The following is a 20,028-nucleotide window of genomic DNA, read 5'->3' as shown; positions in this document are numbered from 1 at the left end:
TTTCGGTTGGGGTTTTTTGCTATTGCTGGCACTCGCACAGGTTAGTGGGATACAGCTTCAACGTTGACCTGAAAATCAAAGCTGAGGCTGTTGTTCACCAGTTCGACCCTCACCACACCGCCATCGACCAGTGAACCGAACAGGATCTCGTTGGCCAGAGGCTTCTTGAGGTGTTCCTGAATGACCCGTCCCATGGGTCTGGCTCCCATTGCCCGATCATAGCCCTTCTCGGCCAGCCAGTGTCGCGCCTCTTCCGATACCTCGAGCGAGACTCCCTTGGCGTCCAGCTGAACCTGCAGCTCGACGATGAACTTGTCGACGACCTGATGGATCACCGCCATGTCCAGATGGTTGAACCAGATGATGTGATCCAGCCGGTTGCGAAACTCCGGGCTGAAGGTCTTGTTGATCACCGCCATGGCATCGTGGCTCATGTCCTGCTGCTGGAAGCCGATGGACTTGCGCTGGGTCTCCTGCACCCCTGCGTTGGTGGTCATCACCAGGATCACGTTGCGAAAATCGGCCTTGCGCCCGTTGTTGTCCGTCAGGGTGCCGTTGTCCATCACCTGCAGCAGCAGGTTGAACACGTCCGGGTGCGCCTTCTCGATCTCGTCAAGCAGCACGACCGAGTGCGGGTGCTTGAGCACGGAGTCGGTCAGCAGGCCGCCCTGCTCGAACCCCACGTAGCCGGGAGGCGCCCCGATCAGGCGGGAGACGGTGTGACGCTCCATGTACTCCGACATGTCGAAACGCAGCACCTCGACCCCGAGCGCCTTGCCCAGTTGCTGGGTGACCTCGGTCTTGCCCACCCCGGTCGGGCCGGCAAACAGGAAGCAGCCGACAGGACGGCGCTCGTTGCCAAGGCCGGAGCGGGACAGACGGATGGCATCGGTCAATACCATGATGGCCTTGTCCTGGCCGAACACCACCATCTTGAGGTTGCGCTCCAGGTTCTTCAGCACTTCCTTGTCGGAAGAGGAGACGGACTTTTCGGGAATGCGGGCAATCTTGGCAACGATGGCCTCGATTTCCGGCACATTGATCACCTTCTTGCGCTTGCTGACCGGCAGCAGGCGTTGCCCAGCCCCCGCCTCGTCGATCACGTCGATGGCCTTGTCCGGCAGGTGGCGATCATTGATGTACTTGGCGGAGAGCTCCACGGCGGCACGGATCGCCTTGACGGTATAGCGCACGCCATGGTGAGACTCATAACGGCTCTTGAGCCCCATCAGGATGCGGGTCGTGTCATCCAGGCTCGGCTCGACGATGTCGATCTTCTGGAATCGACGGGCCAGGGCACGGTCTTTCTCGAAGATCTGGGAATATTCCTGGTAGGTGGTCGAGCCTACACAGCGCAGCAAGCCATTGGAGAGCAGCGGCTTGATGAGGTTGGCCGCATCCAGCTGGCCGCCGGAGGCTGCCCCTGCCCCTATGATGGTGTGGATCTCGTCGATGAAGAGGATGGCCCCTTCCTGGCGCTCAATCTGCTTGAGCAGCACCTTGAGGCGCTTCTCGAAGTCACCGCGGTATTTGGTCCCCGCCAGCAGGGAGCCCATGTCCAGGGAATAGATGGTGCTGCCCGCGATCACCTCGGGCACATCGCCCTTGACGATGCGATAGGCCAGCCCCTCGGCGATGGCTGTCTTGCCCACCCCGGCCTCCCCCACCAGCAGCGGGTTGTTCTTGCGACGGCGGCACAGCACCTGAATGGTGCGGTTGAGCTCCTGATCGCGGCCGATGAGCGGATCGATACGCCCCTCCAGTACCAGCTGGTTGAGGTTGGTGGCAAAACTCTCGATCTGGGCGGAAGAGACCTCATCGTCGGACTCGGCATTGCCGCCACCACTCTCGGGCTTGCTGTCTTTGCGCACCCCGTGGGAGAGGAAGTTCACCACATCGAGTCGGCTGACTTCGGCCTTTTTCAGGAAATAGGCCGCCTGGGACTCCTGCTCGCTGAAGATGGCGACCAGCACATTCGCACCGCTCACCTCGGTGTTGCCGGAGGACTGGACATGGAACACGGCCCGTTGCAGCACGCGCTGGAAGCCCAGGGTCGGCTGGGTTTCCCTGTCTTCATCATCACGGGGAATGAGCGGGGTCGTTTGATTGATGAATGCGCGGATCTCCTTGCGCATCTGCTCCACGTCCGCACCACATGAACTCAGCGCCTCATGGGCTGAGCTGTTATCCAGCAGGGCTAACAACAGGTGCTCGACGGTCATGAATTCGTGGCGCTCGTCACGGGCCAGCTTGAAAGCCTCGTTCAGCGTCTTTTCTAGATCTTTGTTCAACATAGGCACCTCCCCTCAGTACAGCAACAATGCGGTGTCGTTATCGCCATCAAGTCATCAGCTTCAAGCCTTTTCCATGGTACATAGCAGTGGATGTTCGTTGTTACGTGAATAGGTGTTGACCTGGACCACCTTGGTTTCGGCAATTTCGGCGGTAAAGGTGCCGCAGACTCCCTTACCACTATAATGCACGCTCAGCATCACCTGAGTGGCCTTCTCCAGATCCATACCAAAGAACCTTTGCAGCACCTCCACCACGAACTCCATCGGTGTGTAGTCATCGTTGTTCAGGACAACCTTGTACATGGGTGGCGGTTGCAGCTTCGTTTTCTCTGCTTCTGCAATCTCTTCATTAGCAAAGAGTTCTTTCTGCTTGCTCATAATTGTGCTTTGGTACCTCTAGATTACTACCGTCTCGTTCTCGATTGTCAATAGACTTGTTAACCAGATCACATCGGTTGTTAACAACTTCTTGACTCGCTTAAAAGTTGGACTAGATTGGTTACTTGCTAATCGGCGCCCGTCTGCTATGGGGTCATGCCCTAGTTATATAAGGCCGGCGCAGGTTACTCAACGACTTCAGGGTAATCAATAAAAGGATGTAGATGTATGGCAACCGGAACAGTCAAGTGGTTCAACAACGCAAAAGGATTTGGGTTTATCTGTCCGGAAGGCGGTGGTGAAGATATCTTCGCTCACTACTCCACGATTCAAATGGAAGGTTACAAGACCCTGAAAGCGGGTCAGGCAGTCAATTTTGAACTGCAGCAGGGGCCGAAAGGAAATCACGCCTCTGTCATCGTGCCAAACGAAGCACAGAACATGTAAGAGTCAGACTGGATAAATTGAAAAACGGCATCCTGCAGGGATGCCGTTTTTTTATTGGCCTTGCCGCCTCACACAACAAGAAAGGCCAGGCCTTCCTTGCTGTGCTTCGGGGACTTGCTCGCGGCCTATGCTCAGCGGGCCAACAGGATGTTGAGCATGCGGCGCAGCGGTTCGGCTGCGCCCCACAGCAGCTGGTCGCCCACGGTGAAGGCGGCCAGGTATTCCGGCCCCATGTTGAGCTTGCGCAGACGACCCACCGGGATGCTGAGGGTGCCGGTGACGGCGGCCGGGGTCAGCTCGCGGGCAGTGATGTCGCGATCGTTGGGGATCACCTTGACCCAGTCGTTGTGGGCAGCCAGCAGGGTTTCGATCTCGGCCAGCGGCACATCCTTCTTCAGCTTGATGGTGAACGCCTGGCTGTGGCAGCGCAGGGCGCCGATGCGCACGCACAGACCATCAACCGGAATGGCGGCGTCTTCTAGCCCAAGGATCTTGTTGGTCTCGGCCTGGCCCTTCCACTCCTCGCGGCTCTGGCCGTTGTCGAGCTTGGTGTCGATCCAGGGGATGAGGCCGCCGGCCAGCGGCACGCCGAAGTTGTCCACCGGTAGGGTGCCGGAGCGGGTCTTCTCGGTGATCTTGCGCTCGATGTCGAGGATGGCGGAGGCGGGATCCGCCAGCTCCACCGCCACTTCATCACGTAGAAGCCCCATCTGGGTAACCAGCTCGCGCATATGGCGCGCGCCCCCGCCGGAAGCCGCCTGATAGGTGGCCACGCTCACCCACTCCACCAGATCGGCCTTGAACAGACCGCCCAGGGCCAGCAGCATCAGGCTGACGGTACAGTTGCCGCCGACGAAGGTCTTGACGCCGTCATCCAGCGCCCGCTCGATGACGTCACCGTTGACCGGATCCAGGATGATGACCGCGTCCTTCTCCATGCGCAGGGAGGAGGCGGCGTCGATCCAGTAGCCCTGCCAGCCGGCGGCTTTCAGGCGCGGATAGACATCCTTGGTGTAGTCGCCGCCCTGGGCGGTGATGATGACGTCCTGTGCGGCCAGTGCCTCGATGTCGAAGGCATCCTGCAGGATGCCGGCATCGACGCCGAAGTTGGGGGCGGCCTCACCGGCCTGGGAGGTGGTGAAGAAGGTGGGTTGAATGCGGGCAAAATCCTTCTCTTCCTGCATCCGGCTCATCAGGACCGAACCCACCATGCCACGCCAACCGACCAAACCTACTTTTTTCATAATGTCCTACCCTGGATAGCTGCTATAGAAACCGTGTGTTGCACCCGTGCCCCTCGCCCGGCGCAGGCCGTTTACAAGGTGTTCACAAAATATGGGTTGCGAAGAATGTGTCTGTCCACATTACGGATTGTGACGGCGGGCGCAAGTCGAATTGCGCAATATTCTGTGCCGTTCGTTGCAATATCCGCCAGCCTGGCGTGTGGCCGAGCAACCCGCTGGCATCCGGTATCGTCTTGGGGCATCATTGAGACCGACCGGCAGCCCCGCTGCCCCTCGGGGACGACCCCGAGGCCTCCTGATGCGCAGGGACGACCCTGCTCCCTGCGGAACCTTCCTTATGTCCTGGTTGCTCCTGCTGCTGGCCGGCCTGTTCGAGGTCGCCTGGGCCATCGGCCTCAAGTACACCGACGGCTTCAGCCGCCCTCTCCCCACCCTGCTGACCCTGAGTGCCATGGCCGTGAGCGTGCTGCTGCTCGCCATGGCGGTCAAGCAACTGCCGCTCGGCACCGCCTACGCGGTCTGGACCGGCATAGGCGCGGTCGGCACCGTGCTGATGGGGATTTGGCTGTTCAACGAGCCGGCCACCCTGGCCCGGGTGCTCTGCCTGCTGCTGATCATCGGCGGCATCCTGGGGTTGAAGCTGATCGGTTGAGCCGCGGCGCTGCCCACGAAGTCAGACTCGAAAAACCACAACAAGCCGCGGGCGGTCAAAGCAGCCCCCCGCGGCTTGTGAGAGATATCTTTCTTGCCAGTGAGGCGGCAAGAGAAGCGCTGGTCATGCCCCGCCAGGCTCACCTATCAGGGTTCTCTCGATCCGGGCCTGCGGCATCATCTGCAGCAACCCCTCGATCAACCGATCTCCGGCCTGGTGCAACGCAGCCAGCGGCATGGATGGTAGGCTCTCCAGGATGAACCACATCTGCCCGCACTCCACACTGAGCCGGGTACGGACCCCCTGACGCCAGTTCCAGCGGCGACAGGTCACCCCTCTGTCGTCCCGCCACACCACTTCCCCGGGCTCAGGCCTCTCCTGGGCTGGCAGCCCTTCCTTTATGGTGTCAAAGCGTTCGCTGCCATCGGCGATCACCAAGCGGGGCTCCCCTTCATAGGCCGCCAGATTTTCCCCACCCACAGGAATTGCATATTCGATGCTCACCGCGTTGTAGAGATCGACCACGGGATCGATGCTGGGCATGACGCCATCGCGCAGCACCCGCTTGCGCAGTGCCTGCGCCGAACAGGGGGTACGCTGGGGTTTGGCACCAAACGACTTGAACACCTCGTCCCAGGCAGACAGATGCGCCTGAGCCCAGGGTGCCTCCCCTGCCTGCACGGCCTTGCACGCCCGCGCCAGGGCGGCGGCGCCGATCTCGGGGTGCGTCACCCCAGGAGTCTCCACCAGAATACTGAGGGCTCTGAATCCGGACACCAGGTGGGCGACGTCAGGGGCAATACGGGGGATCATGAAGGACATGGCGACTCCCGGTCAGCAAACGATGACCAATAACGAGAAAACACGGGGTGGCGAGGGGCAGCCCTCGCCACCAGACGAGGCGCCATGATGGAAGAAGCCTTCACGCAATCAAATCGACTTTCTCTTAAGGCACTTCAGAAAAACTGATGCGCCTCCCCCTTAGCGATGAATCCTTCATCACCCTGGCGCCGTGCAAGCGCGCGACGCGACCGCATTGCCCTGGCCGCTTTCCCCGTCACTCATGCTATTATCTGCGTCCAAACATGAGCCCATAAGAATCAGGATATTGTGATGACCGACCACACTTTTATTCCCGGCAAGGACGCGGCGCTGGAAGACTCCATCGAACGCTTCCAGACCAAGCTGCAAGCCCTGGGGTTTGATATCGAGGAGGCTTCCTGGCTCAACCCCGTGCCCAACGTCTGGTCCGTGCACATCCGGGACAAGGAGTGCGCCCTCTGCTTCACCAACGGCAAGGGCGCCAGCAAGAAGGCCGCGTTGGCCTCGGCCCTTGGCGAATACTTCGAGCGTCTCTCCACCAACTACTTCTTCGCCGACTTCTATCTGGGGGAACAGGTAGCGAACGGCGACTTCGTCCACTACCCGAACGAGAAGTGGTTCCCCATCGAGGGGGCTCAACTGCCGGCCGGCCTGCTCGACTCCTTCACCCGTAAGTTCTACAACCCGGACGGGGAAGTGACCGCCGACATGCTGGTGGATCTGCAATCCGGCAACGAGGAGCGCGGCATCGTCGCCCTCCCCTTCGAGCGCCAGTCCGATCACCAGACCGTCTACATCCCGATGAACATAGTGGGCAACCTCTATGTCTCCAACGGCATGAGTGCCGGCAACACCAAGACCGAGGCCCGCACCCAGGGCTTGTCCGAGGTGTTCGAGCGCCACGTGAAGAACAAGATCATCGCCGAGGCCATCAGCCTGCCGGAGATCCCGGCTGAGGTCATCGCCCGCTACCCCGGCATCAAGGCTTCCATCGATGCGCTGGAGGCCGAAGGCTTCCCCATCTACAGCTTCGATGCCTCGCTCGGCGGCCGCTACCCGGTCATCTGCGTGGTGCTGCTCAACCCGAGCAACGGCACCTGCTTCGCCTCCTTCGGCGCCCACCCGCGCTTCGAAGTCGCCTTCGAGCGCACCGTCACCGAGCTGCTGCAAGGCCGCAGCCTCAAGGATCTGGACGTCTTCGTACCGCCGTCATTCGACAACGAGCAGGTGGCAGACCATCACAACCTGGAGACCCACTTCATCGACTCCTCCGGCCTCATCAGCTGGGATCTGTTCAAGCAGGAGTCCGACTTCGAGTTCGCCGACTGGGACTTCCGCGGCAGCTCCCAGGAGGAGTTCGACCACCTGATCGGCATCTTCCACGAGCTGGAGCAGCCGGTCTATATCGCCGACTACGAGCACCTCGGTGTCTATGCCTGCCGCATCCTGGTGCCCGGCATGTCCGACATCTATCCGGTTGAAGATCTGCTGCTGGCCAACAACACCATGGGCGCCCACCTGCGGGAAACCATACTGGCGCTGCCGTCGCTTAAGTGGGACGCGGAGCAGTACATGGCGCTGTTCGACCAGCTGGATGAAGAGGGTCACGACGAGCGGACCCGGGTGCGCGAGCTGCTCGGCGTCGCCGCCGCCAAGGGCACCGCCCTGCACACCCTGCGGGTCGGTGAGCTGAAAGCCATGCTGGCGCTGGCCGCCGGTGAGCTGGAGAGCGCCCTGGATCTCATCGACTGGACCATGGAGTTCAACCAGTCGGTGTTCCCGGCCGATCGCGCCGCTTACTACCGCGCCCTGCGCGCCTGCGTCGAGCTGTTCCTGGACGAGGATCGCGACCCCGAGCAGTACCGCCCGGTATTCGCCCGCATGTTCGGGGAAGAGACCCTGGCACAGGCCTGGGCCAATGCCCGCGGCGAGGCGCGCTTCCACGGTCTGGAAGCCGCCGATCTGTCCCTCTCCCAGTTCCCGTTGCACCAGAAACTGCTGGCCGCTTACGAGAAATTGCAAAAAGCCAAACGAATCCATACCTGGAACTGATATGCTAGTGTGACGAAGGGGCCTTATGGCCCCTTCTGTTTTATGGTCTACGCTTTGGCTGGCCTTTATTCAAAGATGAAATAAAAGACAAAAAATACCTCTTAGGGGGTTGTTAATTTGATGCCCATGGGGCAGGGATTCCGCAAAGGTGCCTTGCCGGTACTTTTTTAGAGATGCCGTTTATAAGTTATTAAAAATCATAATATTAATAAACGCTTCACTTCTGTTTCACCTGAAACCTGGTGTAAAGAGAAGCTTCCGGACGACGAAAAATCCTGTAGTAAAATTACATTCACAATCTGTAATTCTTGATCGGAGTCAATTTTGGGGATCTGCCCCTTTGTTATGATTTCCACAGGCAAAATATGCAGGTACATGAGAATTGAAAGCAGAATCACCCTTTGATTGTCTCAAGCCCGAAGCCATCGCCGCACTGGCCGAAGACATTACCTATGCCAAGGCCACCAAGCCCGCATACAAGACTATTCCTCTGGCCATCACGGCAGGCGCCTTCATCGCCATCGCCTTCGTCTTCTATATCACCGTCACTACCGGCTCAAGCGGCATGTCCTGGGGTATGGCCAAGCTGGTCGGTGGTCTCTGCTTCTCCCTCGGCCTCATCCTCTGTGTGCTGCTCGGTGCCGAGCTGTTCACCTCCACCACCCTGACCCTGGTGGCCAAGGCGGCCAATCGAATCAGCTGGGCCCAGCTGCTCAAGAACTGGGGACTGGTCTACTTCGGCAACCTCATCGGCGGTCTCATCATCGTCGGGCTCATCATCATGTCGGCGGAATACACGGCGGCGGATGGCCAGTGGGGGCTGAACGCCATGAAAGTGGCCCAGCACAAGATCCATCACTCCTTCTTCGAGGCCGTGGCCCTCGGCATTCTCTGCAACCTCATGGTGTGTCTCGCCGTGTGGATGGCCTTCGGCGCCCGCAGCGCAACCGACAAGGTGATGGTGATGTTGCTCCCCGTCGCCATGTTCGTGGCCTCCGGTTTCGAGCACAGCATCGCAAACATGTTTATGATCCCGGTCGGTATCGCCATCCACAGCGTCGCGAGCCCGGAATTCTGGCAGGCCATCGGCCAGGATCCGGCGACCTTTGCCGACCTGACCGTGTCCAACTTCGTCCTGCACAACCTCATCCCTGTCACCATAGGTAATATCATTGGTGGTGGCGTCATGGTTGGGCTGACTTACTGGTTTATCTTCCGTCGCCATCATTAAGGATGGCGGCAGACACATAAATACCTTGAGAGGTAATGAAAATGGCAGAACTTAACGAACAGTTCCAAAAAGCATGGGAAGGCTTCGCAGCCGGTGAATGGCAGACCTCTGTCAACACCCGTGACTTCATCCAGAAGAACTACACCCCGTATGAAGGTGACGAGTCCTTCCTGGCTGGCGCGACCGAAGCCACCACCAAGCTGTGGGACAAGGTCATGGAAGGCATCAAGATCGAGAACCGCACTCACGCGCCGGTCGATTTTGATACCGACCTGCCCTCCACCATTACCGCTCACGATGCCGGCTATATCGATCAGAGCCTGGAGCAAATCGTTGGTCTGCAGACCGACAAGCCGCTCAAGCGCGCCATCATCGCCAACGGCGGTATCAAGATGGTCAAGACCTCTTGCGAAGTGTACGGTCGTCAGCTGGACCCCATGGTCGAGAAGATCTTCACCGAGTACCGCAAGACTCACAACCAGGGCGTGTTTGACGTTTACACCAAAGACATCCTGAACTGCCGCAAGTCCGGCGTCATCACCGGTCTGCCGGATGCCTACGGCCGTGGCCGTATCATCGGTGACTACCGTCGTGTTGCCCTGTATGGTATCGACTTCCTGATGGCCGACAAACTGGCCCAGTTCAAGTCCCTGCAGGCCGACCTGGAAAACGGTGTCAACCTGGAAGCCACCATCCGTCTGCGCGAAGAGATCTCCGAGCAGCACCGTGCCCTGGCCCAGATGAAGGTGATGGCTGCCAAATATGGCTGCGACATCTCCGTTCCGGCCAAAAACGCCAAAGAAGCCGTACAGTGGACCTACTTCGCCTACCTGGCGGCAGTCAAGTCCCAGAACGGTGCCGCCATGTCCTTCGGCCGTACCTCCAGCTTCCTGGACATCTACATCGAGCGTGACCTGCAGAAGGGTCTGATCACCGAGCAAGAAGCCCAGGAGCTGATGGACCACATGGTCATGAAGCTGCGTATGGTTCGCTTCCTGCGTACCCCGGAATACGATTCACTGTTCTCCGGCGACCCGATGTGGGCTACCGAGACCCTGGCTGGTATGGGCGTTGATGGCCGTACCCTGGTCACCAAGAACAGCTTCCGTATGCTGAACACCCTGTACACCATGGGCCCGTCCCCTGAGCCGAACCTGACCATCCTGTGGTCCGAGAAGCTGCCGGTCGGTTTCAAGAAGTACTGCGCCAAGGTATCCATCGAGACCTCTTCCGTTCAGTACGAGAACGACGACCTGATGCGTCCGGACTTCAACAACGATGACTACGCCATCGCGTGCTGTGTGTCCCCGATGATCGTCGGCAAACAGATGCAGTTCTTCGGTGCCCGTGCCAACCTGGCCAAGACCATGCTGTACGCCATCAACGGCGGTATGGACGAGAAGCTCAAGATCCAGGTCGGCCCGAAGACCGAGATGATCAAGAGCGAGTACCTGGACTACAACGATGTGATGGACCGTCTGGATCACTTCATGGACTGGCTGGCCAAGCAGTACGTCGCCGCCCTGAACATCATCCACTACATGCACGACAAGTACAGCTACGAAGCCTCCCTGATGGCGCTGCACGACCGTGACGTCTATCGCACCATGGCCTGCGGCATCGCCGGTCTGTCCGTGGCCGCCGACTCCCTGTCTGCCATCAAGTACGCCAAGGTTAAGCCGGTACGTGATGCCGATGGCGTCTCCATCGACTTCGAGATCGAAGGCGAGTACCCGCAGTTCGGCAACAACGACGCTCGCGTCGATGACATTGCCTGTGACCTGGTCGAGCGCTTCATGAAGAAGATCCAGAAGCTCAACACCTACCGCGGCGCCGTGGCGACCCAGTCCGTGCTGACCATCACCTCCAACGTGGTGTACGGCAAGAAGACAGGTAACACTCCGGATGGTCGTCGCGCCGGTGCGCCGTTCGGCCCGGGTGCCAACCCGATGCACGGTCGTGACCAGAAGGGTGCCGTTGCTTCCCTGACTTCCGTCGCCAAGCTGCCGTTCGCCTACGCCAAAGATGGTATCTCCTATACCTTCTCCATCGTGCCGAACGCCCTGGGCAAAGACATGGAAGCCCAGAAAGCCAACCTGGCCGGCCTGATGGATGGTTACTTCCACCACGAAGCCAACCTGGAAGGTGGTCAGCACCTGAACGTCAACGTGATGAACCGTGAAATGCTGCTGGACGCCATGGAAAACCCGGAGAAATATCCGCAGTTGACCATCCGCGTATCCGGTTATGCCGTTCGCTTCAACTCCTTGACCAAGGAACAACAGCAAGACGTCATCACCCGTACCTTCACCGCCTCTCTGTAATAGAGTCTCGGTGAACAAAAACCGGCGCCCAGGCGCCGGTTTTTTTATGCCTGCTCACCCTGGCCTGCCGACTTGGAGGCTGAGAGGCATCTGTTCTTTTATCCCTTCCCCATTATCAAGGGGAGGCAGGGAGGAAGCCGCCTTTCACTCAGCCACGGAATGCTGCGAGGACCAGGATGAGAGTCACAACCCTGTTCGTCCTCGTGACCACTGAATGCCACAGGGGCAGAAGAGTCTCCTCCCCTGCCCCTGTGGCAAATAGATGCTGTGGATGGCCTGAGCAGCCGCTTAGCTGGCCCAGGTGATGATATGGTCGGCCCAGTCACCGGCATAGGCTTCGTGCACCACCTTGCCGCGTACCGACTGGCCGGCCTGGTGCATGGCGCTGCGGCTGCCGGTGATGAGCGGATGCCATTCGGGCAGGCTCTGCCCTTCCGCCAGCAGGCGGTAGGCGCAGGTCGAAGGCAACCAGTTGAACTCGGCGATCTTGTCGTGGGTGATCTGCAGGCAGTCCGGCTCTTTTTTGAAGCGGTTGACGTAGTCGGAGCACTGGCAGGTCTTGGTATTGAGCAGGTTGCAGGCCACGTTGGTGAACACCAGCTCCTCGGTGTCCTCGTCGATGAGCTTGTTCAGGCAGCACTTGCCGCAGCCGTCGCACAGAGACTCCCACTCGGCCATGGTCATCTGCTGCAGGGTCTTTTCCTGCCAAAAAGGAGTTTGCATAGAAGGCTCGCTAAATACACTGACAAGCGCGTGGTTATACGCCCTATGGCCCGATTTTTCAAGGCAGAGGGTCAAGCCCAACGCCCATCGGCACTAAGCCTGCGCAGGCTGGGTTGACCGGCATCGACATCCAAAGTGGCACAATGGATCCACCTTTAATCATTTCATCGCATTTTTTGGCAAATTTGCCATGACGTTCTTGCCGTTGATTTCATAAGAGATCCCCATCATAAAGCCTCAAACGACTAGGGTTAGTGTCACCTCGGGTGCATTGTGACCCCTCAACAGGGCCTAAACTGATAACTCGAAGTCCAGCCCATTAGCTGGACAGAGGACGTTGTCATGAAGACGTTGAAACTTGCATTGCTGATAGCGGCATCGCTATTGCTCACGTCCTGCTCCTCCTCGGTGATCCCGGGAGAAGCGCCCGCAGCTGGAGGTGCCCTCCCATCAGGAGGAATGGAGCCTGCTTACGGCAAGGGAGGGGGTCGCAACAACTTTGCCGCCACCATGCCGCAGCATGGTCAGCAGGACATCTCTGTTTTAACCGAATAAGTGCACAGCCCTGGCCGCTTCCCCGGGGCCTCTTCCACCCGCACTTCAGGCAATGATCCATCGAACCGGCGTTTGCACTCTCATTCCGGCCCCATGCAGGTCGAGCTCCACCGATAGAACGAGGCATGATATCGGTTGGCACCCAGAGGCATGGAAACCCAGGACCATAAAAAAATGCCGGCCCCAGGGCCGGCATTTTTCTCTCGGTGAGAACGGGCTAGAACATCTTACCAGCCGGTCACTTCACGCAGGGCCTTGCCGATATCGGCAAGCGACCGCACGGTTTTCACGCCGGCATCTTCCAGGGCGGCAAATTTCTCGGCCGCTGTGCCTTTACCACCGGCGATGATGGCGCCCGCATGACCCATGCGCTTGCCAGCCGGAGCGGTGACACCCGCGATGTAGGAGACCACCGGCTTGGTGACGTGGGCCTTGATGTAGGCAGCCGCGTCTTCCTCGGCGTTGCCGCCGATCTCGCCGATCATCACGATGGCTTCGGTCTGCGGATCGTTCTGGAACATCTCCAGAATGTCGATGAAGTTGGAACCCGGGATGGGGTCGCCACCGATACCGACGCAGGTGGACTGGCCGAAACCCTCGTCCGTGGTCTGCTTGACCGCTTCATAGGTCAGGGTGCCGGAGCGGGAGACGATGCCCACCTTGCCCGGCTTGTGGATGTGACCCGGCATGATACCGATCTTGCACTCACCCGGGGTGATGACGCCCGGGCAGTTCGGCCCGATCATGCGCACGCCGGTCTCCTGCAGCTTCACCTTGACGTCCAGCATGTCCAGGGTCGGGATGCCTTCGGTGATGGTGACGATGAGCTTGATGCCGGCATCGATGGCTTCCAGGATGGCGTCCTTGCAGAACGGGGCCGGAACATAGATGACGGAGGCGGTGGCGCCGGTGGCTTCCACGGCGTCACGAACGGTGTTGAACACCGGCAGGCCCAGGTGGGTGGTGCCGCCCTTGCCCGGCGACACGCCGCCGACCATCTGGGTACCGTAGGCGATGGCCTGTTCGGAGTGGAAGGTACCCTGACCGCCGGTGAAGCCCTGGCAGATCACCTTGGTGTCTTTGTTGATCAGAACGCTCATTATTTGGCCTCCGCTGCTTTAACCACTTGCTGAGCTGCGTCAGTCAGACTCGTTGCGGCGATGATATTGAGGCCGCTGTCGGCCAGTTTACGGGCACCCAGTTCGGCATTGTTGCCTTCCAGACGCACCACCACGGGCACTTTCACCCCCACTTCCTTCACGGCACCTATGATCCCTTCCGCGATCATGTCGCAGCGCACTATGCCGCCGAAGATGTTGACCAGCACGGCTTGTACCTTGCTGTCGGACAGGATGATCTTGAAGGCCTCGGTCACGCGCTCCTTGGTGGCGCCGCCGCCGACGTCCAGGAAGTTGGCCGGTGAGCCGCCGTGCAGGTTGACGATGTCCATGGTACCCATGGCCAGGCCCGCGCCGTTGACCATGCAGCCGATGTTGCCGTCGAGCGCCACGTAGTTCAGCTCCCACTGGGCGGCGTGCGCTTCACGGGGGTCATCCTGGGACGGGTCGTGCATCTCGCGCAGCTTGGGCTGACGGTACAGGGCGTTGGCGTCGATGTTGATCTTGCCGTCCAGGCAGTGCAGGTTGCCCTTGTCGGTGATGACCAGGGGGTTGATCTCCAGCAGGGCGAAGTCGCAGTCCAGGAACATCTGGCCCAGACCCATGAAGATCTTGGTGAACTGCTTGATCTGATCGCCGACCAGACCCAGCTTGAAGGCCAGCTCGCGGGCTTGATAAGGCTGCGGGCCAACCAGGGGATCGATGGCGGCCTTGTGAATGAGTTCCGGGGTTTCGTGGGCGACTTTCTCGATCTCCACGCCACCTTCGGTAGAGGCCATGAAGACCACGCGGCGGCTGCCACGGTCTACCACGGCGCCCAGGTACAGCTCCTTGGCGATGTCGGTGCAGGATTCCACCAGGATCTTGGTGACCGGCTGACCGTTGGCGTCAGTCTGGTAGGTCACCAGGTTCTTGCCGAGCCAAGCTTGCGCGAAGGCGCGGATCTCGTCCTTGCTCTTGGCCAGCTTGACGCCGCCCGCCTTGCCGCGGCCACCAGCGTGGACCTGGCACTTGACGACCCAGGTATTACCGCCAATCTTGTCGGCCGCTTCGGCCGCTTCCTGCGGGGTGGCACAGGCATAACCTTCGGAGACCGGCAGGCCATACTCGGCAAACAGCTGTTTTGCCTGATATTCATGCAGATTCATAGATGCTCTATCCGTGTTGTAGGTATTTCCGTCCGGGGCTCGTGTTTCTCAATCCCCTGTGAATGGGGGCCTGGGCGGCCCCTCGTTATCTTTCAGTCAGTTGCTCAGACATCCAGCAGCAGACGGGTCGGATCTTCCAGCAGCTCCTTGACGGAGACCAGGAAGCCCACGGACTCGCGGCCGTCGATGATCCGGTGATCGTAGGAGAGCGCCAGGTACATCATCGGCAGGATCTCGACCTTGCCGTCGACGGCCATGGGACGGTCCTGGATCTTGTGCATGCCCAGAATGGCGCTCTGGGGCGGGTTGATGATGGGAGTGGACATCAGGGAGCCGAACACGCCACCGTTGGTGATGGTGAAGTTGCCGCCGGTCAGTTCGTCCACGGTCAGCTTGCCGTCACGGCCCTTGCCGGCCAGATCCTTGATGGCCTTCTCGATGTCCGCCAGGCTCATGCTGTCGCAGTCGCGCAGCACCGGGGTCACCAGACCGCGGGGGGTGGAGACGGCGATGCTGACGTCGAAGTAGTTGTGGTAGACGATGTCGTCACCGTCCAGCGCCGCGTTCACTTCCGGGTAGCGCTTCAGGGATTCGACCACCGCCTTCACATAGAAGGACATGAAGCCGAGCTTGATGCCGTGCTTCTTCTCGAAGATCTCACCGTACTGCTTGCGCAGCTTCATGATGGGCGCCATGTTGATCTCGTTGAAGGTCGTCAGCATGGCGGTAGTGTTCTTGGCCTCCAGCAGACGCTCGGCGATGCGCTTGCGCAACCGGGTCATGGGCACGCGCTTCTCGGTGCGACCGGCCAGGGGGGCAATGGGCGCAACCGGTGCGGCTGCCACGGCGGCGACGGGGGCTGCCGGCTTGCCCAGGTTCTTGATGAAGGCTTCCACGTCTTCCTTGGTGACGCGACCGCCCTTGCCGGTACCGGTCAGCTTGGCCACGTCGATGTCGTGCTCGGCCACCAGACGGCGCACAGAGGGGCTCAACCCCTCGCCGGCGTCATCGGCCACGGCCTCCACCGGCTTCTCCTTGGTCTCTTCGCCGGCCACCGGGGCAGGCTTGAGCATGGCGATCAGCTGGCGGGAGAGCACGGTGGCCCCTTCGCTCTGCAGGATGTCGCCCAGCACGCCGGCTTCCGGCGCGGGCACTTCCAGCACGACTTTATCGGTTTCGATGTCAACCAGCACTTCGTCGCGGGCAACCAGATCACCCGGTTTCTTGTGCCAGGTCGCGATGGTGGCATCCGCCACGGATTCCGGCAGGTCCGGTACCTTGATCTCGATAGTCATGTAATCAGTTCCTTGTTACTTCTTGGCCAGCAGGCTTATTCCAGGTCAGAGAGGGTCCCGACACGGGCCCCCTCATCCGCAACTCGTTTATTCCAGGGTCAGCGCGTCTTCCACCAGGGCTTTCTGCTGCTTGGCGTGGACGGACATGTAACCGACGGCCGGTGAGGCCGAGGCCGGGCGACCGGCGTAACGCAGACGGGCATGGCTTGGCAGCACGCTGTCGTAGTGATGACGGGTGCTGTACCAGGCGCCCTGGTTCTGCGGCTCTTCCTGGCACCAGACGAAGTCGGTGACATGGCTGTAGTCTGCCAGGATGGCGCGCACTTCCTCTTCCGGGAAGGGATAGAGCTGCTCAATACGCACCAGGGCCACGTCCTGCTGCTCGGCCTTGCGACGGGCATCCAGCAGGTCGTAGTAGACCTTGCCGGAGCAGAACACCACGCGTTTGACGCCCTTCGGATCCAGCGCATCGATCTCGCCGATGGCGTTCTGGAAGGTGCCTTGTGCCAGCTCTTCGAGCTTGCTCACCGCCAGCGGGTGGCGCAGCAGGGATTTGGGCGTCATCACGATGAGCGGACGGCGCATCGGGCGCACCACCTGGCGACGCAGCATGTGGAACACCTGCGCCGGGGTGGAGGGCACGCACACCTGCATGTTGTGCTGGGCGCACATCTGCAGATAGCGCTCCAGACGGGCGGAGGAGTGCTCCGGGCCCTGGCCCTCGTAGCCGTGGGGCAGCAGCATGGTCAGGCCGCACATCCGGCCCCACTTCTGCTCGCCGGAGGAGAGGAACTGGTCCACCACGACCTGGGCGCAGTTGGCGAAGTCGCCGAACTGGGCTTCCCAGATGGTGAGGCCGGCCGGCTCCGCGCTGGCGTAGCCATATTCAAACGCCAACACCGCGTTCTCGGTCAGCACGGAGTCGTAGATCTCGAACGGACCCTGCTCGTCGTGCAGGTTGCACAGCGGGGTGTAGGTGCTGGCATCGGTCTGGCTGTGCAGCACGGCGTGACGGTGGAAGAAGGTGCCACGGCCGGAGTCTTCGCCGGTGAAGCGAATGCGGGACCCCTTGTCCACCAGGGTGGCGTAGGCCAGGGTCTCGGCAAAGCCCCAGTCCACCAGCTTCTCGCCGGCGGCCATCAGACGGCGGTCTTCGTAGATCTTCTCGACCTGGCGCTGCAGCACATGGGTGGCCGGGTACTGGCTGATGCGCTCACCCAGGGCCTTCAAGTGATCCATGGGCACTGTGCTGTCATAGGCCATGGCCCAGTCGTGACCCAGATACGGGGTCCAGTCCACGGAGTGCAGCTCCATGGGGCGCCACTCCTTGCTCACCCGCTCGCCCCGATCCAGGGTGTCGCGATAGTCGTTCACCAGGGTGGTGGCCAGCTCCGGCGTGATGCTGCCTTCGGCGATCAGCTGATCGGCGTAGATCTTGCGCGGGGTCGGGTGCTGCTTGATCTTCTGGTACATCAGGGGCTGGGTCGCGCTCGGCTCATCCGCCTCGTTGTGGCCGTGACGGCGGTAGCAGACCAGCTCGATCACCACGTCGCGCTTGAAGGTGTTGCGATAATCCAGGGCAATCTGGGTCACCAGCACCACGGCTTCCGGGTCGTCCCCGTTGACGTGCAGCACAGGCGCCTGCACCGCCTTGGCGATGTCGGTGCAATATTCGGTGGAGCGCAGGTCACGCTGATAGGAGGTGGTGAAGCCCACCTGGTTGTTGATGACGATACGCACAGTCCCGCCCACGCCATAGGCACGGGTCTGGGACATGTTGAAGGTCTCGGCCACTACCCCCTGCCCCGCGATGGCGGAGTCACCGTGGATGGTGATGGGCAGGACGCTGGAGCCGTCCTTGTCGCCGCGTCTGTCCATGCGGGCACGCACGGAGCCGATGACTACGGGGTTGACGATCTCGAGGTGGGACGGGTTGAAGGCGAGCGCCAGGTGGACGTTGCCGCCCGGGGTGGCGAAGTCGGAGGAGAAGCCCATGTGGTACTTCACGTCCCCGGTACCCCAGGATTCGCCGTGCTTGCCGGCAAACTCGTCAAACAGGTCCTGGGCGCGCTTGCCCAGCACGTTGATCAGCACGTTCAGGCGACCGCGGTGGGCCATGCCGATGACGGCCTCCTTGCAGCCCTGCTCACCGGCGCGGCGGATAAGCTCTTTCAGCATGGGTACCATGGCATCGCCCCCTTCCAGGGAGAAACGCTTGGCCCCCGGGAACTTGGCACCCAGGTATTTTTCCAGCCCTTCGGCGGCGGTCAGGCTCTCGAGGAAGCGGGTCTTCTCCTCGATGCTGTAGCTGCCCTTCCCTTCGATGGATTCGAGCCTGTCCTGCAGCCAGCGCTTCTCCTCGGTGGAGGTGAGGTGCATGTAGTCGGCACCTATGCTGCTGCAGTAGGTCTTCTTGAGCGAGGCGTAGAGTTCGGAGAGCACCATGGTCTCGCGACCGATGGCGTAGGAGCCCACGTTGAAGGTGGCCTCCATGTCGGCCCCCTGCAGGTTGTGAAACGCGGGATCGAGCTCGGCGACCGGTTCGCGCTGCCACAGACCCAGGGGATCCAGGTTGGCATTCTGATGGCCACGGAAACGGAAGGCGTTGATCAGTTGCAGTACGCGGACCTGCTTGGCATCCACCTGGGGATCGGAGACGGGGGCGCTGTAACGGGAGGGTTCCTTGGCCAGGCGGCGGAAATAGTCGCGGACCTGGGAGTGGGGTTGTTCGACTGCATGTCCATTGACCTGGGGCAGCGCCTGGAACAGGCTGCGCCACTCGTCGGCCACGGAGTCGGGGTTTTCCAGGAAGGATTCGTACAAATCCTCAATGTAGCTTGCATTCGCACCAGCCAGGTGAGATGACTCCAACCAGGCCTTCATCACGCCGTTATGCATTTCTATCCCTTGTACATCTTGTTCACTGCAGCGCAGCTTGTAGGGTCATAGCCATCCCACCAGGGACGGGATGGCTATCCAGAGGTCGGGCCCGGCGCGTGGCGCCCTGGCCCTGATACTAAACAGCCCGGTTGAGCAGCATCGACTTGATCTGACCGATGGCCTTGGTCGGATTCAAGCCCTTGGGACAGACGTTCACGCAGTTCATGATGCCGTGGCAGCGGAACACGCTGAAGGCGTCGTCCAGGTTGCCCAGTCGCTCGGTCGCGGCGGTGTCGCGGCTGTCTGCCAGCCAGCGATAGGCGGCGAGCAGACCGGCCGGACCGATGAACTTGTCCGGGTTCCACCAGAAGGAGGGGCAAGAGGTGGAGCAGCAGGCACAGAGAATGCACTCGTACAGGCCGTCCAGCTTGGCGCGCTCTTCGGGGGATTGCAGGTGCTCACGCACGGGCGGCAGTTTGTCATCGTTGATGAGGAAGGGTTTGACCTTCTCCCACTGGGTGTAGAACTGGGTCATGTCGATCACCAGATCCCGGATCACCGGCAGACCGGGCAAGGGCCGGATGACGACCTTGTTGCCCTTCTTCAGCAGATCGGAGAGCGGGGTGATGCAGGCAAGACCGTTCTTGCCATTCATGTTGAGACCGTCTGATCCACAGACCCCTTCGCGGCAAGAGCGGCGGAAGGCGAGCGTGGGATCCAGCTCCTTGAGCTGGATCAGTGCGTCGAGCACCATCATGTCGGAACCTTCAGGAATATCAAGACGATATTCCTTCATATGCGGGACGTTATCAACGTCCGGATTGTATCTGTAGACAGAGAATGTGACGTTCATTGTGCTGGCTCC

At 60.4% G+C, this 20,028-nt stretch carries 16 protein-coding genes; 6 read left to right on the top strand and 10 right to left on the bottom strand.

What is annotated here, in order from left to right:
* Nucleotides 1-41: 41 nt before the first annotated feature.
* Nucleotides 42-2,294: an ATP-dependent Clp protease ATP-binding subunit ClpA gene (gene clpA, locus BN1132_RS04710; protein WP_042075460.1), complete on the bottom strand. Its 2,253-nt coding sequence runs from the start codon at nt 2,292-2,294 to the stop codon at nt 42-44.
* A 60-nt stretch (nt 2,295-2,354) separates the two neighbouring features.
* Complete coding sequence (gene clpS / locus BN1132_RS04705) at nt 2,355-2,672, bottom strand: ATP-dependent Clp protease adapter ClpS (protein ID WP_005325410.1); 318 nt, start codon at nt 2,670-2,672, stop codon at nt 2,355-2,357.
* A 228-nt stretch (nt 2,673-2,900) separates the two neighbouring features.
* Here clpS and cspD point away from each other — a divergent pair, with 228 nt between their 5' ends.
* Nucleotides 2,901-3,119, top strand: coding sequence for a cold shock-like protein CspD (cspD, locus tag BN1132_RS04700; RefSeq protein WP_005300025.1), 219 nt, complete (start codon nt 2,901-2,903; stop codon nt 3,117-3,119).
* 131 nt (nt 3,120-3,250) lie between these two features.
* Here the strand turns inward: cspD and asd are convergent, their stop codons facing one another.
* Nucleotides 3,251-4,363 (bottom strand): aspartate-semialdehyde dehydrogenase, encoded by a 1,113-nt coding sequence (gene asd, locus BN1132_RS04695; RefSeq protein WP_042075458.1) that lies wholly within the window; start codon nt 4,361-4,363, stop codon nt 3,251-3,253.
* 337 nt (nt 4,364-4,700) lie between these two features.
* Here asd and sugE point away from each other — a divergent pair, with 337 nt between their 5' ends.
* A complete protein-coding gene (gene sugE, locus BN1132_RS04690) occupies nt 4,701-5,015 on the top strand; it encodes a quaternary ammonium compound efflux SMR transporter SugE (RefSeq protein ID WP_042075456.1) in 315 nt (104 codons plus the stop codon).
* Nucleotides 5,016-5,138: 123 nt separating this feature from the next.
* Here sugE and BN1132_RS04685 read toward each other — a convergent pair whose 3' ends face one another.
* Nucleotides 5,139-5,837: a B3/B4 domain-containing protein gene (locus BN1132_RS04685; RefSeq protein WP_042075453.1), complete on the bottom strand. Its 699-nt coding sequence runs from the start codon at nt 5,835-5,837 to the stop codon at nt 5,139-5,141.
* A 291-nt stretch (nt 5,838-6,128) separates the two neighbouring features.
* Here BN1132_RS04685 and ycaO point away from each other — a divergent pair, with 291 nt between their 5' ends.
* The 3 genes from ycaO (at nt 6,129) to pflB (ending at nt 11,444) form a co-directional block, all read left to right on the top strand.
* Entirely contained in the window at nt 6,129-7,889 is a 1,761-nt protein-coding gene (gene ycaO, locus BN1132_RS04680) for a 30S ribosomal protein S12 methylthiotransferase accessory factor YcaO (RefSeq protein WP_042075451.1), read from the top strand.
* Between the two features lie 382 nt (nt 7,890-8,271).
* Nucleotides 8,272-9,120 (top strand): formate transporter FocA, encoded by an 849-nt coding sequence (focA, locus tag BN1132_RS04675; protein WP_042075449.1) that lies wholly within the window; start codon nt 8,272-8,274, stop codon nt 9,118-9,120.
* A gap of 41 nt (nt 9,121-9,161) precedes the next feature.
* Nucleotides 9,162-11,444, top strand: a complete 2,283-nt coding sequence (gene pflB, locus BN1132_RS04670) for a formate C-acetyltransferase (RefSeq protein ID WP_042075596.1) — start codon at nt 9,162-9,164, stop codon at nt 11,442-11,444.
* 288 nt (nt 11,445-11,732) lie between these two features.
* On the opposite strand, the gene BN1132_RS04665 is transcribed toward pflB, so the two are convergent.
* A complete protein-coding gene (locus tag BN1132_RS04665; RefSeq protein ID WP_042075447.1) occupies nt 11,733-12,167 on the bottom strand; it encodes a YcgN family cysteine cluster protein in 435 nt (144 codons plus the stop codon).
* A gap of 342 nt (nt 12,168-12,509) precedes the next feature.
* On the opposite strand from BN1132_RS04665, the gene BN1132_RS19890 reads away from it, so the two are divergent.
* A complete protein-coding gene (locus BN1132_RS19890) occupies nt 12,510-12,722 on the top strand; it encodes a hypothetical protein (RefSeq protein WP_157005320.1) in 213 nt (70 codons plus the stop codon).
* Between the two features lie 227 nt (nt 12,723-12,949).
* Here the strand turns inward: BN1132_RS19890 and sucD are convergent, their stop codons facing one another.
* From sucD to BN1132_RS04640, 5 genes are all read right to left on the bottom strand, one after another.
* Nucleotides 12,950-13,822: a succinate--CoA ligase subunit alpha gene (sucD, locus tag BN1132_RS04660; protein WP_005300222.1), complete on the bottom strand. Its 873-nt coding sequence runs from the start codon at nt 13,820-13,822 to the stop codon at nt 12,950-12,952.
* Nucleotides 13,822-14,988, bottom strand: coding sequence for an ADP-forming succinate--CoA ligase subunit beta (gene sucC / locus BN1132_RS04655; RefSeq protein WP_042075444.1), 1,167 nt, complete (start codon nt 14,986-14,988; stop codon nt 13,822-13,824). Before sucC ends, sucD begins: the two co-directional genes overlap by 1 nt.
* 104 nt (nt 14,989-15,092) lie before the next feature.
* On the bottom strand, nt 15,093-16,283 hold the full coding sequence (odhB, locus tag BN1132_RS04650) for a 2-oxoglutarate dehydrogenase complex dihydrolipoyllysine-residue succinyltransferase (RefSeq protein WP_042075442.1): 1,191 nt from the start codon (nt 16,281-16,283) through the stop codon (nt 15,093-15,095).
* 87 nt (nt 16,284-16,370) lie between these two features.
* Nucleotides 16,371-19,181 carry a 2-oxoglutarate dehydrogenase E1 component gene (gene sucA / locus BN1132_RS04645; protein ID WP_042075441.1) on the bottom strand — a complete coding sequence of 937 codons (2,811 nt, stop codon included), beginning with the start codon at nt 19,179-19,181 and terminating at the stop codon, nt 16,371-16,373.
* 118 nt (nt 19,182-19,299) lie between these two features.
* Nucleotides 19,300-20,016, bottom strand: coding sequence for a succinate dehydrogenase iron-sulfur subunit (locus BN1132_RS04640; protein WP_042075439.1), 717 nt, complete (start codon nt 20,014-20,016; stop codon nt 19,300-19,302).
* Nucleotides 20,017-20,028 lie beyond the last annotated feature (12 nt).

Source organism: Aeromonas sanarellii (assembly GCF_000820085.1).
Classification (GTDB): domain Bacteria; phylum Pseudomonadota; class Gammaproteobacteria; order Enterobacterales; family Aeromonadaceae; genus Aeromonas; species Aeromonas sanarellii.
The sequence above is the reverse complement of the archived record's forward strand: the minus strand, read 5'-3'. Positions and strand labels throughout refer to the sequence as shown.